The sequence below is a fragment of the Stenotrophomonas sp. YJH_SMC_32 genome (genome assembly GCF_059369975.1).
Genome location: NZ_JCAFTE010000015.1, coordinates 37,252 through 51,994 on the forward strand (window position 1 = coordinate 37,252; position 14,743 = coordinate 51,994).

13 protein-coding genes are annotated in these 14,743 nt (G+C 67.0%); 3 read left to right on the plus strand and 10 right to left on the minus strand.

Annotated elements, in window-relative coordinates:
- Nucleotides 1–34: 34 nt before the first annotated feature.
- Together AC5P7S_RS14955 and AC5P7S_RS14960 are read left to right on the plus strand one after the other, a co-directional pair.
- The gene (locus AC5P7S_RS14955; protein ID WP_021203665.1) at nucleotides 35–400 is read left to right on the plus strand and encodes a PadR family transcriptional regulator; all 366 of its coding nucleotides are present in this window, start codon (nucleotides 35–37) and stop codon (nucleotides 398–400) included.
- Nucleotides 397–1,386 (plus strand): sensor domain-containing protein, encoded by a 990-nt coding sequence (locus tag AC5P7S_RS14960; RefSeq protein WP_005415835.1) that lies wholly within the window; start codon nucleotides 397–399, stop codon nucleotides 1,384–1,386. Before AC5P7S_RS14955 ends, AC5P7S_RS14960 begins: the two co-directional genes overlap by 4 nt.
- 109 nt (nucleotides 1,387–1,495) lie before the next feature.
- Here AC5P7S_RS14960 and AC5P7S_RS14965 read toward each other — a convergent pair whose 3' ends face one another.
- Together AC5P7S_RS14965 and AC5P7S_RS14970 are read right to left on the minus strand one after the other, a co-directional pair.
- Nucleotides 1,496–2,803: a polyhydroxyalkanoate depolymerase gene (locus tag AC5P7S_RS14965; protein ID WP_053497077.1), complete on the minus strand. Its 1,308-nt coding sequence runs from the start codon at nucleotides 2,801–2,803 to the stop codon at nucleotides 1,496–1,498.
- 93 nt (nucleotides 2,804–2,896) lie between these two features.
- Nucleotides 2,897–3,487, minus strand: a complete 591-nt coding sequence (locus AC5P7S_RS14970) for a class I SAM-dependent DNA methyltransferase (protein WP_095378995.1) — start codon at nucleotides 3,485–3,487, stop codon at nucleotides 2,897–2,899.
- A 187-nt stretch (nucleotides 3,488–3,674) separates the two neighbouring features.
- Between AC5P7S_RS14970 and AC5P7S_RS14975 the strand changes: the two genes are divergently transcribed.
- Complete coding sequence (locus tag AC5P7S_RS14975; protein ID WP_053497082.1) at nucleotides 3,675–4,130, plus strand: CopD family protein; 456 nt, start codon at nucleotides 3,675–3,677, stop codon at nucleotides 4,128–4,130.
- Nucleotides 4,131–4,405: 275 nt separating this feature from the next.
- Here the strand turns inward: AC5P7S_RS14975 and AC5P7S_RS14980 are convergent, their stop codons facing one another.
- The 8 genes from AC5P7S_RS14980 to lpxD form a co-directional block, all read right to left on the minus strand.
- On the minus strand, nucleotides 4,406–5,365 hold the full coding sequence (locus tag AC5P7S_RS14980) for an acetyl-CoA carboxylase carboxyltransferase subunit alpha (RefSeq protein WP_019659134.1): 960 nt from the start codon (nucleotides 5,363–5,365) through the stop codon (nucleotides 4,406–4,408).
- A 113-nt stretch (nucleotides 5,366–5,478) separates the two neighbouring features.
- On the minus strand, nucleotides 5,479–6,348 hold the full coding sequence (locus AC5P7S_RS14985; protein WP_095378992.1) for a YajG family lipoprotein: 870 nt from the start codon (nucleotides 6,346–6,348) through the stop codon (nucleotides 5,479–5,481).
- 56 nt (nucleotides 6,349–6,404) lie between these two features.
- Nucleotides 6,405–9,992, minus strand: coding sequence for a DNA polymerase III subunit alpha (gene dnaE, locus AC5P7S_RS14990; protein ID WP_095378990.1), 3,588 nt, complete (start codon nucleotides 9,990–9,992; stop codon nucleotides 6,405–6,407).
- Nucleotides 9,993–10,229: 237 nt separating this feature from the next.
- Nucleotides 10,230–10,889 carry a ribonuclease HII gene (gene rnhB / locus AC5P7S_RS14995; RefSeq protein ID WP_005415842.1) on the minus strand — a complete coding sequence of 220 codons (660 nt, stop codon included), beginning with the start codon at nucleotides 10,887–10,889 and terminating at the stop codon, nucleotides 10,230–10,232.
- Entirely contained in the window at nucleotides 10,886–12,088 is a 1,203-nt protein-coding gene (gene lpxB / locus AC5P7S_RS15000) for a lipid-A-disaccharide synthase (RefSeq protein WP_231109109.1), read from the minus strand. The genes rnhB and lpxB overlap by 4 nt, the downstream gene beginning before the upstream one ends.
- Before the next feature lie 53 nt (nucleotides 12,089–12,141).
- Complete coding sequence (gene lpxA / locus AC5P7S_RS15005) at nucleotides 12,142–12,933, minus strand: acyl-ACP--UDP-N-acetylglucosamine O-acyltransferase (protein WP_005415844.1); 792 nt, start codon at nucleotides 12,931–12,933, stop codon at nucleotides 12,142–12,144.
- 16 nt (nucleotides 12,934–12,949) lie between these two features.
- Nucleotides 12,950–13,408, minus strand: a complete 459-nt coding sequence (fabZ, locus tag AC5P7S_RS15010) for a 3-hydroxyacyl-ACP dehydratase FabZ (RefSeq protein ID WP_005415845.1) — start codon at nucleotides 13,406–13,408, stop codon at nucleotides 12,950–12,952.
- Entirely contained in the window at nucleotides 13,405–14,427 is a 1,023-nt protein-coding gene (gene lpxD / locus AC5P7S_RS15015) for a UDP-3-O-(3-hydroxymyristoyl)glucosamine N-acyltransferase (protein WP_095378988.1), read from the minus strand. The genes fabZ and lpxD overlap by 4 nt, the downstream gene beginning before the upstream one ends.
- Between the last annotated feature and the right edge of the window lie 316 nt (nucleotides 14,428–14,743).

The window sequence follows — 14,743 nt, forward strand, 5'->3', positions numbered from 1 at the left end:
CTACTGTGGACTTCAACGTAGTGGAGGGCAGGTCATGGTCGAAGACGATGTCCACCTGAAGAAGTTCCAGAAGGAGCTCAGCGCCGGAACCGTGTCGCTGGCCCTGCTGGCGGTGCTGGCCCGGGCCGGGGAGCCGCTGTACGGCTATCTCATTGCCAAGGAGCTGGAGCGGGTGGGCGAGGGCGTGCTGAGCGGCAAGCAGAGCGCGCTGTACCCGGTGCTGCGCAACCTGGAGGGCGCCGGCCTGCTGGAAAGCCATGTGGAGCCGTCCAGCAGCGGGCCGCCGCGGCGCTACTACCGCATCAATGAACGTGGCCGCGAGGTCCTGGCGCAGTGGCGCCAGGCGTGGCAGGCCACCCGTGATTCCGTCGATTCCGTGTTGGAGGGGGTACCGCAATGAACGACCCGAGCCTGGCAGGCCGCGCCCTGCCGACCACCATTCCGCAGTACCTGGCGCAGCTGCGCGCTGCGCTGGAAGGTGCCGATCCGGCGATGGTGCAGGACGCGTTGTACGACGCCGAGGAATACCTGCGCTCGGAGCTGGCCGCGCAGCCCGGCCGCAGCGAGGCCGAGGTGATCGCCGATGTGGCCGGCAGCTATGGCGCGCCGGACGAAGTGGCCGACATCTACCGCGAGACCGAAGTGACAGTGAACCGCGCGCTGCGCACGCCGCGTGCGGATACCGCGCCGGTGCTGCGTGCGGCGGCGGAAGCCAGTGGCGTCGAACCGGCCGCGCCGCCGCCGGCGCCGGTGCAACGCTCGCTGCTGGCGCGCTTCTTCGGCGTGGTGGCCGATCCGCATACCTATGGCGCGCTGTTCTACATGCTGCTGTCGCTGGCCACCGGCATTTTCTTCTTCACCTGGGTGGTGACCGGCCTGTCGCTCTCGCTCGGCCTGTTGATCCTGATCGTCGGCATTCCGCTGACCGTGCTGTTCTTCGGCTCGGTGCGCGGGCTGGCGCTGCTGGAAGGGCGGCTGGTGGAAGCATTGCTGGGCGAGCGCATGCCGCGCCGTCCGCGCTACACCGACCGCAGCCGCACGTGGCTGCAGCGCATCGGCGACATGTTCACCGATGGCCGTACCTGGCTGACCCTGCTGTACTTCGTGCTGATGCTGCCGCTGGGCGTGATCTACTTCACCATCGCGGTGACGCTGCTGTCGCTGTCGCTGAGCCTGATCTGGGCGCCGGTTGCGGCGATCTTCAGTGGCGACATCCCGGGTGTGTACATCAACGACGTGAATGTACTGCCGATGGCGGCCTCGCCGCTGGTGGCGATCGCGGTTGCCGCGGCGGGCGCGCTGCTGCTGCTGCTGACGATGCACCTGGCACGCGGCATCGGCAAGCTGCACGGGCTGATCGCCAAGAACCTGCTGGTGCGGTTGTAATGGTCAGGGGTCGGATCCCTGTTCGGAGAACAGGGCTCTGACCCCGGATCCCATCATGCTGGGTCAGAGCCCTTTCCGTTGGAAAGGGATCCGACCCCACGGCGGGGAGTTACCCCGCCTTTCGCCGCAACGGAGTGACGTTGCTCTTCTTCTTCGTGGCCTTCGCCGCAGGTGCTTCGGCATGCGCGGCGAAGAAGTCGCGCACCTTCGGATACACCACCTCGCGCCAGCGACGGCCGCTGAAGATGCCGTAGTGGCCGGCGCCTTCGACGATGAAATGCTCGCGGCGGTCAGTAGCAATGCCGGTGCACAGCGCCTGCGCTGCTTCGGTCTGGCCAAGGCCGGCGATATCGTCCAGTTCGCCCTCGATGCTCAGCAGCGCGGTATCGCGGATCGCCGACGGGTCGACCTTCTCGCCGTTGACCACCCACTCGCCACGCGGCAGCAGGAAGTCCTGGAACACCACGCGGATGGTATCCAGGTAGTACTTGGCCGGCATGTCCAGCACCGCGTTGTACTCGTCGTAGAAGCGACGGTGCGCGTCGGCGTCTTCCAGGTCGCCCTTGACCAGGTCGGTGTAGAAATCCCAGTGCGAACTGAAGTGGCGGCTGGGGTTCATCGACAGGAAGCCGGCGTGCTGCAGGAAGCCCGGATACACGCGGCGGCCGGCGCCGGGATAGCTGGCCGGCACGGTGTGGATGACGTTGTTCTCGAACCACGACAGCGGGTTCTGCGTGGCCAGGTTGTTCACCGCGGTCGGGCTGCAGCGCGCATCGATCGGGCCGCCCATCATCACCAGGGTGCGCGGAGTCGGCTCGCCACGGCTGGCCATCAGTGAAACCGCGGCCAGCACCGGTACCGTCGGCTGGCACACGCTGACCACGTGCAGGCGTTCGACGCCCAGATGGCGGATGAACTCCTGGATGTAGGCGATGTAGTCGTCCAGGCCGAACTCGCCTTCGTTGGCCGGCACCATGCGCGCGTCCACCCAGTCGGTGACGTACACACGGTGGTCGCGCAGCAGCGTGCGCACCGTATCGCGCAGCAGCGTGGCGTGGTGCCCGGACAGCGGTGCCACCACCAGCACGAACGGCTGGTTGAGCATGGTGTGCAGCTGGTCGGCTTCATTGCTGTGGCGCTTGAAGCGCAGCAGCTTGCAGAACGGCTTGCTCACTTCCTCGTGCACGACGATCGGCACGCGCTCGCCGTCGACCTCGATTTCGTTGATGCCCCACTCGGGCTTCTCGTAATCCTTGCCGATGCGGTGGAACAGCTCATTGACCGCCGCCAGGCGATCAGCGCCGGGCATCTGCGACCACCAGTGGCCCGGGTTGGCGAAGAATTTGGCGTTGGCCTGGGCCTGGTGCACCCAGGGGGCGAGCAGGTTGCGGGTCAGTTCGTGCAGTTGATAGAGCATGACGACCGAATATGTATGGTCATATGTTGCCGCGCAGCATATCCCATCCGGGTGTCCCGCAGGTTAAGTTGGCTGAAAATAATGAATCCGGATTCACATCCGTTCCAGCGCGGCGGCATCGCCTGCCAGGGCGGGGCCGAGCCAGCAGTGCGACCCTACCGGCTGCAGGCGGTGCCGGGCCAGCGTCCGCCGATACCAGCGTGCTGGGCGGGCCTGGAAGCCGTCGTGGTCGCCTTCGAACGCGTCCTCGGCGGCGAACGTCTCCAGGAAGGCCACACCGCCGGTCAGCTCGGCCACGCCGGCCAGGCCGGCGCGCAGCTCGCGGTCGGGCACGTAGTGCATCACGTCCGAACACACCAGCAGGTCGACCGGGGCGCAGGGCCGCAGCCAGGCGAAGTCGCCGAAGCTGGCCAGGTGCAGGTTGCGGGTGCGGCCGTAGCGGCGCACAGCGTACTCGCTGCTGTCGAAGCCCAGGTATTCGACCTTCGGACGCAGCTTCAGCAGCGGTGCGCGCCAGGCGCCTTCGCCGCAGCCGATGTCCAGCACACTGCGGATCGGTCGTTCCAGGTAGTACTCGGCACTGGCCACGGCCAACGCGACCTTGCGCGCCAGGCGGGCGCTGCCGCCGATGTCGGCGCGGCGGTACCAGCGTTGGAAGTAGGCGGCGTCGTAGGTCTTGTCCATGGGGCGGTGCGCGGTCGGGGGAAACGGCGCCTATCGTACGGCGTTGCGCCCCCGGGTGTGGCGGACCCGCAGTAGAGCCACGCCATGCATGGCTGTCCTGATGCGGCGATTGGACGCGGCAGCCACCCATGAGGTGGCTCTACTGCGACAATAGGCGCCCATCTACGCCAGCCGCCGGAGCGAGCGCATGCAGAGCTACTACTGGGTCAAGACCTTCCACATCGTGTTCGTGGTGGCGTGGATGGCCACGGTGTTCTACCTGCCGCGCATCCTGGTCAACCTGGCCGAGACCGCAGGCCAGCCGGCGGTGACCGAGCGCCTGCAGCTGATGGGCCTGCGCCTGTACCGTTTCGGCCACTCGATGTTCGGCCTGGCCTTTGTGCTGGGCCTGGTGCTGTGGCTGGGCTACAAGGTCATCCCGGATTTCCCGACCATGGTCGCGCCGGGCGGCGCTGGCTGGCTGCACGCCAAGCTGGGCCTGGTGGTGGTGCTGCTGGTGTATTTCAGCTGGATCGGCCGTCTGTTGAAGGGCGTGGCCAAGGGCAGGGCGCTGCCGTCGTCGCGCGCGCTGCGCTGGATCAACGAGATCCCGCTGCTGGCGTTCATTCCGATCGTGTGGCTGGTGCTGGCCAAGCCGTTCTGAACGGGGCGCGCAGCGCATCGCACAGATGCATCCACGCATGGCGTGGATCTACTGGGTGCAGCTGTGGCTTTTGATGTTCAGGTCCGCCATGAGCGAGCCGAGCATCGCAGGTGAAACAGGGGCGAAGAGGCGCCGATGTCTGAGCGCAGCGAGTTCGGCGCCGTCCCCTGATTCACCGAGAAGCGCAGGGAACCGGTGCATAGCACCGGCTCGCGTTCGGCGGCGTGTTCTTTGGTTACTTTCTTGCACGAGCAAGAAAGTAACAAGCCGATGAATCAGGCCGCTTCGTACGTGCCGTAGCTGCGCAGGCGGGTGTAGCGCTGCTCCAGCAGCTGTTCGGTGGACAGCTTGTCCAGCGCGTCCAGTTCGTTCAGCAGCACGGCCTTCAGGCGCTTGGCCATCTGGGTCGGATTGCGGTGGGCGCCGCCGGTGGGCTCGCGCACGACCTTGTCGACCAGGCCCAGGCTCTTCAGGCGCGGCGCGGTCAGGCCCAGCTGCTCGGCGGCTTCCTTGGCCTTGCCGGCGTCCTTCCACAGGATCGAGGCGCAGCCTTCCGGGGTGATGGTCGAGTACACCGCGTATTCCAGCATCACGGTGCGGTCGCCCACGCCCAGCGCCAGCGCGCCGCCGGAGCCGCCTTCACCGATCACGGTGCAGATGATCGGCACCTTCAGCTCGGCCATCTCGATCAGGTTGCGCGCGATCGCTTCGGACTGGCCGCGCGATTCGGCGTCGATACCCGGCCAGGCACCGGCGGTGTCGATCAGGGTCAGCACCGGCAGGCCGAAGCGCTCGGCCATCTTCATCAGGCGCAGCGCCTTGCGGTAGCCCTCCGGCTTGGGCATGCCGAAGTTGCGCTTGATCTTTTCCTTGGTGTCGCGACCCTTCTGGTGGCCGATCACCATTACCGCGCGGCCATTGATGCGGGCCAGGCCGCCCATGATCGCCTTGTCGTCGGCGAAGGCGCGGTCACCGGCCAGCTCCTGGAACTCATCGAACATGACGCGGATGTAGTCGGCGGTGTACGGACGCGACGGGTGGCGGGCCAGCTGCAGCACCTGCCACGAGGTCAGGTTGCGGAAGATCTGCGCGGTGCGCATGCGCAGCTTGTCCTGCAGCGCGTGCACTTCCGCCTCGACATTGACCGCCGGCCCGGCACTGGCGTTGCGCAGTTCCTGGATCTTGGCTTCCAGGTCGGCGATGGGTTGCTCGAAGTCGAGGTAGTTCGGATTCATCGGAAGCCGTCGTGTAAAGAAGGGGGCAATTCTAGCCGAATGCGTGCAAACCACCCGTACGCCTTCGTCTGGAAGGCGACGGTAGCGCAGCCGGGCAGGCGGCGCCAGTCAGCTCAGGGCACCACCAGGGCGCTGCGGCCCATCAACTGGCTGCGCTGGGAAACGAAGTCGTTGTAGGCCTCGTTGGCCTCCCGGCCCAGGCCGCTGCCCAGGGTGGCAGTGGCCGAGGTGAAGGCCATCTGCGCAGCGAAGTCCTGCTTGCGCAGGGCCTTCTGTTCATCGGCGGTGGTGGCCTTCAGCCATCGCGCGTAGACCTCGCGAAGCGGCGCGGCATGCGCCTCGAAGGCCGGTGCCAGCGCCGGCAGGCTGGCCGGTGCCGGTTCAAGGCTGTATGCCGGGGCCACGTAGCCGGCCGGCTGTTCGCGCTTGAACGCGCCCGGCTCGCCCATGCCTTCCTCGACGTAGGCGATGAAATCCGGTGCCGTGAACACCTTGGCGACGATCTGGCCACCACTGGAATCGACGTGGGCGACCACCTTTTCCTTCGGGAACGGTTCGCGCACGCCGTAGGTCCAGGTCTTGTCGATGAACAGTTCGTGGTGCTTCTCGAAGGGGCCCTCGAAGTCGACGCCGCCCAGCTCGATGCCAGCCTTGCCGGTGCCGAAGTTCTTCAGCTTGCTCTCGTCGGTGACATAGACCTCGCGAGCGATCACGTACTCGCTCAGGGTTGGGTTGATCAGGCCGCCGCGGCCATCGACGTAGACGATGAAGCGCACATCGCCGAGCGTGTCGGTGTGCAGGCGATGCTCGCCCACAGCCAGCGAAACCGGGCGTGAGCCGTGCGCGGCCACCGGCAGGTCCTGGCCGTCGATGCTCAGCGCCAGCGGCGTGTCGGTCGGGTTGTCGATCTGGAACTCGATCTTCGACGGCGAGCAGGCGGCCAGCGCCAGTGCGGCAACGAACGGGAACAGCAGGGTCTTCATTGGCGATCGTCCTTGATGACTGGAACGGGAAAAACAGGAACACGAAGCAGCCAGCATCAGCTGGCCCACGGCGGGCTGTAGCGCACCTTCAGCGTACGTACGGCCGGGTCGGCGCGCAGCGCCTCCATCAGCTTGGAATCGATGCGCACTGCGCTCTGCCCGGAGACATCCAGCATGCCGGCGACACCGCCGTGCGGGCCCTTCAGCAGCAGGTCCAGGCGCAGCGGCGTGCGCCCCGGGCGATGGCGGTCGAGCAGGGCATTGATGCGCTCCCAGACCGGGCGCTGCTGGCGCAGGTCCAGGCGCAGCGACAGCCGCGTGGCGTAGTTGGCGCACACTTCGTCGAAGTCCCAGCACTGGCGGATGCGCAACGCGAAGCCGCCGTTGAATTCGTCCTCACGCAGGCCACCCTTCACCACCAGGATGCGGTCCTTGGTCATCAGGTGGCCGAACTCGGCCATCGCATCGGAGAACGCGCTGCACTCCACCCGGCCGCGACCGTCCTCCAGCTGGATGAAAATCTGGCTTTCGCCCTTGCGGCGCACGCCGACCACCTGGCCGGCCAGCACGGTCTGCACTTCCGGGCGCCAGCGCTTCTCGCCGCCACCGCCGCCGCTGTTGGCGCTCCAGATTTTCTCCACCGAACCCAGGTCGTTGCCTACCAGATCGCGCACATCGTCGCGCCAGGGATCGAACGGGTGGCCGCTGAGGTAGAAGCCCAGCGTATCGCGCTCGCCGTTGAGGCGCTGCAGCAGCGGCCATTCTTCGGCTTCCGGCAGGTCCAGCTGGATCGAAACGGTGCTCGGATCGGGCCCGCCAAACAGCGAATTCTGCCCGGACGCACGCTCGCGTGCCATCTGGTCGGTGGCCTTGATCACTTCCGGCAGCTGCAGCATCAGCGAGGCACGGTTGCGGCCGAGCTCATCGAGCGCGCCACAGTTGATCATCGCTTCCAGCGTGCGCCGGTTGAGCTTGGCCGAGCCGACGCGGGTGCAGAAGTCCAGCAGATCCTTGAACGGTCCGCCCTTCAGTCGTTCCTCGACCACCGCTTCGCAGGCGCCCTGGCCGACGCCCTTGATCGCGCCCAGACCGTACTGGATCGTGTCCGGTGTGACCGCTTCGAACATGAAGGCCGACTGGTTCACCTTCGGCGGCAGCACGGTCAGGCCGAGGTTGCGCACCTCGTCGAGGAAGCCGACCACCTTGTCGGTGTTGTCCAGGTCCGAAGACAGCGTGGCCGCCATGAACTCGGCCGGGTAATGGCGCTTCAGCCAGGCGGTCTGGTAGCTGACCAGTGCGTATGCAGCGGCGTGCGACTTGTTGAAGCCATAGCCGGCGAACTTCTCCATCAGGTCGAAGATTTCGTCGGCCTTGGGGCCATCGACGCCGCCCTTGGCTGCACCTTCGCGGAAGATCTCGCGGTGCTTGGCCATTTCCGCCGGCACCTTCTTGCCCATCGCGCGTCGCAGCAGGTCAGCGCCGCCCAGCGAGTAGCCGCCGACGATCTGCGCCATCTGCATCACCTGCTCCTGATACACCATGATGCCGTAGGTGTCCTTCAGGATCGCTTCGGTGCGCGGATCGGGATAGATGATCTCTTCCTGGCCGTGCTTGCGCGCGTTGAAGGAGGGAATCAGGTCCATCGGGCCGGGGCGATACAGCGACACCAGCGCGATCAGGTCTTCGAAGCGGTCGGGGCGCGCGTCCTTCAGCAGGCGGCGCATGCCCGAGGATTCGAACTGGAACACCGCGCCGGTGTTGCCGTTGGCGAAGATGTCCTTGTAGGTGGGCGCATCGTCGAGCGGGATCGCGGCAATGTCGACCGGCGGAATGCCCGCGCGTTCGTGGCGCTTGTTGATCGCCTTCACCGCCCAGTCGATGATGGTCAGCGTGCGCAGGCCGAGGAAGTCGAACTTCACCAGGCCCACTTCTTCCACGTCGTTCTTGTCGAACTGGGTGACCGGATTCTTGCCGAGCCCATTTTCGTCGTGTTCGGCGTACAGCGGGCAGAACTCGCTCAACGGCTCGGGCCCGATCACCACGCCACCGGCGTGCTTGCCGGCGTTGCGGGTCAGGTCTTCCAGCTGCAGCGCCAGGTCGATCAGGTCGCGGACATCGTCCTCGGTCTCATAGCGCTGGATCAGTTCCGGCGACGCCATTTCCGAACTGGGGCCTTCCTTGCCCTTGCCCAGCGCATCCTTCAGGTGGATGCCCAGGATGTTGGGAATCAGCTTGGAAACACCGTCGACCAGGCCATACGGGAAGCCGAGCACGCGGCCGGAGTCGCGCACCACCGCCTTTGCGGCCATGGTGCCGTAGGTGATGATCTGGCTGACGCGCTCGCGCCCGTACTTGCGCGCGACGTAGTCGATCACCTCGTCGCGGCGGTCCATGCAGAAGTCGATGTCGAAGTCGGGCATCGACACGCGTTCCGGGTTCAGGAATCGCTCGAACAGCAGGTTGTACGGCAGCGGGTCCAGGTCGGTGATCTTCAGCGCCCACGCCACCAGCGAGCCGGCACCCGAACCACGGCCGGGACCGATCGGGATGCCCTGGTTCTTGCCCCACTGGATGAAGTCGGCCACGATCAGGAAGTAGCCGGGGAAGCCCATCTTGATGATGGTGTTGAGCTCGAACTCCAGGCGCTCGAAGTACTCCTCACGGGTCTTGCCCGGCGCCAGCGGATTCTTCTCCAGGCGCTCTTCCAGGCCATCGCGCGACATCTTCTGGATCCAGGTGTCCAGGGTCTCGTCGTCGGGCACCGGGTAGTTGGGCAGGAAGTAGGTGCCCAGCCGCATCTCGATGTTGCAGCGCTCGGCCAGCGCCAGCGTGTTGTCGATCGCATCGGGGATGTCGGCGAACAGCGCGCACATCTCCTCGGCCGACTTCAGGTACTGCTGGTCGCTGTACTCGCGCGGGCGCTTGGGATCGTCCAGCACGCGGCCGGTGGAAATGCACACGCGCGCTTCGTGCGCGCTGAAATCCGACGGCGACAGGAAGCGCACGTCGTTGCTGGCCACCACCGGCAGGCCGCGCTGGCCAGCGGCCATCAGCGCGAACTGGTTGAAGGTTTCCTCGCCCTCGCGGCCGGTACGGGTCAGCTCCAGGTGCAGGCCATCGCCGAACACGCGCTGCCAGTCGGCCAGCTGCTGCTCGGCCAGTTCATGCTTGCCGTCCAGTGCCAGGCGCCCGGCCAGGCTCTGCCGTCCGGCCAGCGCGAACAGGTTGGCGTTGCCGGCCTTCAGCCAGTCCGGGTGGATGGCCACACCGCCTTCCGGGCGATGGCCTTCCATCCAGGCGCGGGTCAGCAACCGCGACAGGCTCAGGTAGCCCTCGCGGTCGCGGCACAGCAGGGTCATCCGCCACGGGTCCTGGCCTTCCTCGGCGATCAGCACGTCGGCACCGGCGATCGGCTTGATGCCCACGCCTTCGGCGGCCTTGTAGAACTTGACCAGGGCGAACAGGTTGTTGAGATCGGTCACCGCCAGCGCGGGCAGGCCGAGCTCCACCGAGCGCGACAGCAGGTTGGCCTGCTTGGCCTTCTTCGGGTCCGCCTGGTCCGGCTTGGCCGGCACGCGGATGGTCGAGTCCGCCAGCGAGAACTCGGTGTGGACGTGGAGATGTACGAAGCGGGAGTTGGACATGCCGGACCAGGTTGGAGCGCGCGGGCCCCGGGTGCTGACGGAGGTTCGTCGCCGGGGTCGGGAAGCGCTGGAATGCCCGGTCAGGGTAGCGAGGGCAGGGGGTTGCCACAAGGCTTGACAGGGGCACGGCGTGGCGCCGGATTCAGGCGTGCGGGAGGCCGCCTTCTGTAGCGCCGAGCCCATGCTCGGCTGTCCACAGCTGCCGAGCATGAGCTCGGCGCTACAACGCCAGCAGGCTCAGGCGATGGCCGCGACAGCCGGCGCTTCCAGGCACTCGCGCACCGGGGCGAAGCTGCGCCGGTGCTCCACGCAGGGGCCGTGCTCGCGCAGGGCGGCCAGGTGGGCCGGAGTGCCATAGCCCTTGTGCTGCTCGAACCCATACTGGGGGTGGCGGGCGTGCACGTCCTGCATGTAGCGATCGCGCGAGACCTTGGCCAGGATCGAGGCGGCCATGATCGCGCGGTCGATGCCATCGCCGCCGACCAGCGCCTGCGCCGGCAGTACCAGGCCCTTGGGCACCACGTTGCCGTCGATGCGGGCGAAGCCGGCCACGTGGGCGACCGCTGCAACGACGTCACGCATACCCTGCAGGGTGGCCTGGTAGATGTTCAGGCGGTCGATGGTGTCCACGTCCACCAGCACCACATGCCAGGCCAGGGCGCGCTCGACGATGCGGTCATGCAGCTGCTCGCGGCGGGCAGCGGTCAACTGCTTGGAATCATCCAGGCCGTTGATCCGTGGCCGTGACGGATCGAATACCACCGCCGCCACCGCCACCGGCCCGGCCAGCGGGCCACGCCCGGCCTCGTCGACACCGGCGACCAGGCGCTCCGGCTCGACCACTGCCGTACCGTCGAACAGGGCCAGGCTTGCTGCTGCGGCGTGGCGGCGGCTCATGCCTGCGCCTGGTCGCGCATCAGCAGCTCGCCGACGGCATCGGCGGCACGCGCCGAGGCGTTGCGTCGCAGTCGCTCGTGCAGGCGCACATAAGTGTCCTGCAGGTCGATCACCCGCTGCGGGTGGTCGAACCACTGCTGGATGGCCGCGGCCAGCCTGTCCGGCGTGCAGTCATGCTGCATCAGCTCTGGTGCCAGGTCCTGGCCGGCCAGGATGTTGGGCAGGGCGAAGCGGTCGACCTTGATCAGGCCAAGCGCCTTGACCAGTCGATAGGTCAGTTCGTTGACGCGGTAACCGACCACCATCGGCCGCTTCACCAGCATGGCTTCCAGGGTCGCGGTGCCGGAGGCCAGCACCACCACGTCGGCGGCGATCATCGCGTTGCGCGCCTGGCCGTCAAGCACGTGCGAGTAGGCCACCGGCAGCGCCGAGCGCGACAGCTGTTCTTCGATCAGCTGCCTGCAGGCCGGGTTGGCGGCAGGCACCACCACATGCAGGCCCGGAATGCGTTCGGAGACCTGCCAGGCGGCTTCGAAGAACGGTTCGCCCAGGCGCGAGATCTCGCCGAGGCGGCTGCCCGGCAACACCGCCAGCACCTTGGCCGAGGCCGGCAGGCCGAGCGCGGCGCGTGCTTCCTCGCGGTTGCCCTGCAGCGGAATGTCATCGGCCATCGGGTGGCCGACGAAGCGCGCGTCGATGCCGTGCCGGGCATAGATCGGCGGCTCCATCGGGAACAGGCACAGCACCAGGTCGGCGCTGCTGCCGATTTTCTCGGCGCGCTTTTCGCGCCAGGCCCAGACCGACGGGCTGACGTAATGCACGGTGCGCACGCCACGCTGCTTCAGCCAGCGCTCGATGCCCAGGTTGAAGTCGGGGGCGTCGATGCCGATGAACACGTCCGGCTGCCAGTCCAGCGCACGCTGGCGGAACGCCGAGCGCAGCTTGAGCAGGCGCGGCAGGTGGCGCAGCACTTCGGTCAGGCCCATCACCGCCAGCTCGCTGGCATCGTGCCAGGTCTGGCAGCCGGCGCTGCGCATGGCATCGCCGCCGATACCGGCGAACTCGGCATTCGGGAAGCGTGCCTTCAGTTCACGCACCAGGCCCGCACCGAGCAGGTCGCCGGAGGCTTCGCCGGCAACCAGCGCGATCCGCAACGGGCGCTCGCTGAGCACCCGCTGCGCGGGAACGCTGCCGGCCATCGAGGCCAGCGGGATCACCGCGGCGCCGGCCGGCGCCTGGCCGGTCGAGCTGCTCATCGCAGCAGGGGCCTCTCGGCGTGCTCGATGAAGTCCAGCATCGCCTTCACGTCGTCGCTGTCACGCGCCTGTTCGGTCAGCTGCACCTTGGCCTCTGCCAGCGGCAGGCCCGCGACGTACAGCGTGCGGTACGCACGCTTGATGGCCGAAATGCGGTCAGCGTCAAAGCCGCGCCGCTTCAGGCCTTCGCTGTTGATGCCACGCGGGCGTCCCAGCGAATCGGTGCCGACCATGGTGAACGGCGGTACGTCACCATTGGTCAGCGCGCCCATGCCGAGGAAGGCATGCGCGCCGATGCGGCAGAACTGGTGGGCACCGGCGAAGCCGCTGATGATCACGTAGTCGCCCACGGTCACGTGGCCAGCCAGAGTGGTGTTGTTGGAGAACACGCAGAAGTTGCCGACATGGCAGTCGTGTGCCACGTGCGTGTAGGCCAGCATCCAGTTGTCGTTGCCGATGGTGGTGATGCCGCCGCCGCCGCCGGTGCCACGGTTGAGCGTGACGAACTCGCGGAACACGTTGCGATCGCCGATCACCAGTTCGGTGCGCTCGCCGCCGAACTTCTTGTCCTGCGGCTCGCCACCGATCGCGGCATGGCCGACGAAGCGGTTGTCGCGGCCGATCCGGGTCGGGCCGTGGATGCTGCAATGGGGGCCCACCACCGTGCCGGCACCGATTTCAACGTCGGGGCCGATCAGGGTGAAGGCGCCCACCTGAACATCGTCAGCCAGGCGTGCGGCCGGGTCGATGACGGCGGTAGGGTGGATCCGCGGTGCGTTGTCAGTCATTGCTGCCTCCAGTGGATCAGCCCTTGGCGCCGGCACACATGACCTCGGCCGACGCGACGACTTCGCCGTTGACCTTGGCTTCGCCGTAGTACCAGCCCATGTTGCGGATCAGGCGCTTCATCTGCACGTCCAGCATCAGCACGTCACCGGGCACGACCTGCTTGTTGAAGCGGGCGTTTTCCACCTTGACCATGTAGAACAGCTTGGACTGCGCATCGCGGCCGAGCGTGAGCTGGGTCATGACGCCGCCAGCCTGCGCCAGCGCTTCGATGATCAGCACCCCGGGCATGATCGGGCGGCCCGGGAAGTGGCCCTGGAAGAACGGCTCGTTGATGCTGACGTTCTTCTGCGCCAGGATCCGCTTGGCCTCGACGTCGAGTTCAAGCACCCGGTCCACCAGCAGGAACGGGTAGCGGTGCGGAAGCAGTTCCTGGATCTGGCAGACGTCGATCGGAAGCTGCAGCGAATCGTTCATTCTTTCTCCTTGCCAGCAGCCAGAACGCGGCGAGCCAATGCGTCCAGCTGCTTGAAGCGCGCGGCGTTCTTGCGCCACGTGCGGTTGTCGGTCAATGGGGTGCCGGACGAATACTCGCCCGGCTCATGGATGGAGTTGCGGACCACCGACTTGCCGGTGATCACGACCTTGTCGCAGATCTCGAGGTGGCCGACCACGCCAACGTGGCCGCCGAGGAGGCAGTAGCGGCCGATCTTGGCGCTGCCGGCGATGCCGGTGCAGCCGGCAATGGCCGAGTGCGCGCCGATCTGCACGTTGTGCGCGATCTGCACCAGGTTGTCCAGGCGCACGTCTTCGTCCAGCACGGTGTCTTCCAGCGCACCACGGTCGACGCAGGTGTTGGCGCCGATCTCGCAGTCATCGCCGATGCGGACGCCGCCGAGCTGCGGCACCTTGATCCACTTGCCGGCGTCCATCGCCAGGCCGAAGCCATCGGCGCCGAGTACGGCACCGGGATGCACGCGCACGCGCTTGCCCAGCGTGACCCGGGTGACCAGGGTCACGCGGGCGATCAGCTCACAGCCGGTATCCAGGCTGCAGTCCTCGCCGATCACGCTGCCGGTGCCGATGATGCAGTTCTCACCGACGACGCTGCGCGCACCGACCGAGACGAACGGGCCGATATGGGCGCTGGCGGCGACCTGGGCGCTGGGATCGATCACTGCGCTGGGATGGATGCCCGGCGGGCGGGTCGGCGCGATGTCGAACAGCGCGGCAATCTTGGCGAATGCGGTGTACGGGTCCTTGGCGACGAGCGCGGCGCCGGGGGCGGCGTCGACGTCATCGGCACGCAGGACCACCAGCGAAGCCCGGCTGTCGGCCAGCTGGACGCGATAGCGGGGGTTGGCAAGGAAGGTCAGCTGGCCAGGACCGGCATGTGCGAGGGTAGCCACGCCATGGATGGCGGTAGCGGGATCGCCATGGACCTGCAGGCCGAACTGCTCGGCGAGTTGCTGGGCGGTGTAGGTGGGAGTATTCACGGCGGGAGTTTAACGTGTGGCGCCATTTCGGTCATGCGGTGGGGCATATGCAGCCAACGGCAGGGCCCCTCACGGCCGGCAGAGCCAGTGTCATGGGCTGGGTCGGACGGGGCGGGGCTGCGGGGGGCGGCGCAAGTACGTCCATGTAGCCTTGGTCGCCGCATCCATGCGGCTCACTGATCTGGCCCCCCGTCAGCGGACGCCAAGAAGCGATACTTTGATCGCACTTGGAGGTCCCTTATGTCCCGTATCACCCGTCGTAGCTATACCGATGAGTTCAAGCACCAAGCCGTGGAGTTGGCCGAGTCGCTCGGGC

Bases quoted from the DNA above. Each gene is read 5' to 3' on its own strand.
- AC5P7S_RS14975 (WP_053497082.1), top strand. From the start codon at position 3,675: ATGCAGAGCTACTACTGGGTCAAGACCTTCCACATCGTGTTCGTGGTG.
- AC5P7S_RS14985 (WP_095378992.1), bottom strand. From the start codon at position 6,348: ATGAAGACCCTGCTGTTCCCGTTCGTTGCCGCACTGGCGCTGGCCGCC.
- fabZ (WP_005415845.1), bottom strand. From the start codon at position 13,408: ATGAACGATTCGCTGCAGCTTCCGATCGACGTCTGCCAGATCCAGGAA.
- lpxB (WP_231109109.1), bottom strand. From the start codon at position 12,088: ATGGCCGGCAGCGTTCCCGCGCAGCGGGTGCTCAGCGAGCGCCCGTTG.
- AC5P7S_RS14955 (WP_021203665.1), top strand. From the start codon at position 35: ATGGTCGAAGACGATGTCCACCTGAAGAAGTTCCAGAAGGAGCTCAGC.
- AC5P7S_RS14960 (WP_005415835.1), top strand. From the start codon at position 397: ATGAACGACCCGAGCCTGGCAGGCCGCGCCCTGCCGACCACCATTCCG.
- dnaE (WP_095378990.1), bottom strand. From the start codon at position 9,992: ATGTCCAACTCCCGCTTCGTACATCTCCACGTCCACACCGAGTTCTCG.
- AC5P7S_RS14980 (WP_019659134.1), bottom strand. From the start codon at position 5,365: ATGAATCCGAACTACCTCGACTTCGAGCAACCCATCGCCGACCTGGAA.
- AC5P7S_RS14965 (WP_053497077.1), bottom strand. From the start codon at position 2,803: ATGCTCTATCAACTGCACGAACTGACCCGCAACCTGCTCGCCCCCTGG.
- AC5P7S_RS14970 (WP_095378995.1), bottom strand. From the start codon at position 3,487: ATGGACAAGACCTACGACGCCGCCTACTTCCAACGCTGGTACCGCCGC.
- lpxA (WP_005415844.1), bottom strand. From the start codon at position 12,933: ATGACTGACAACGCACCGCGGATCCACCCTACCGCCGTCATCGACCCG.
- rnhB (WP_005415842.1), bottom strand. From the start codon at position 10,889: ATGAGCCGCCGCCACGCCGCAGCAGCAAGCCTGGCCCTGTTCGACGGT.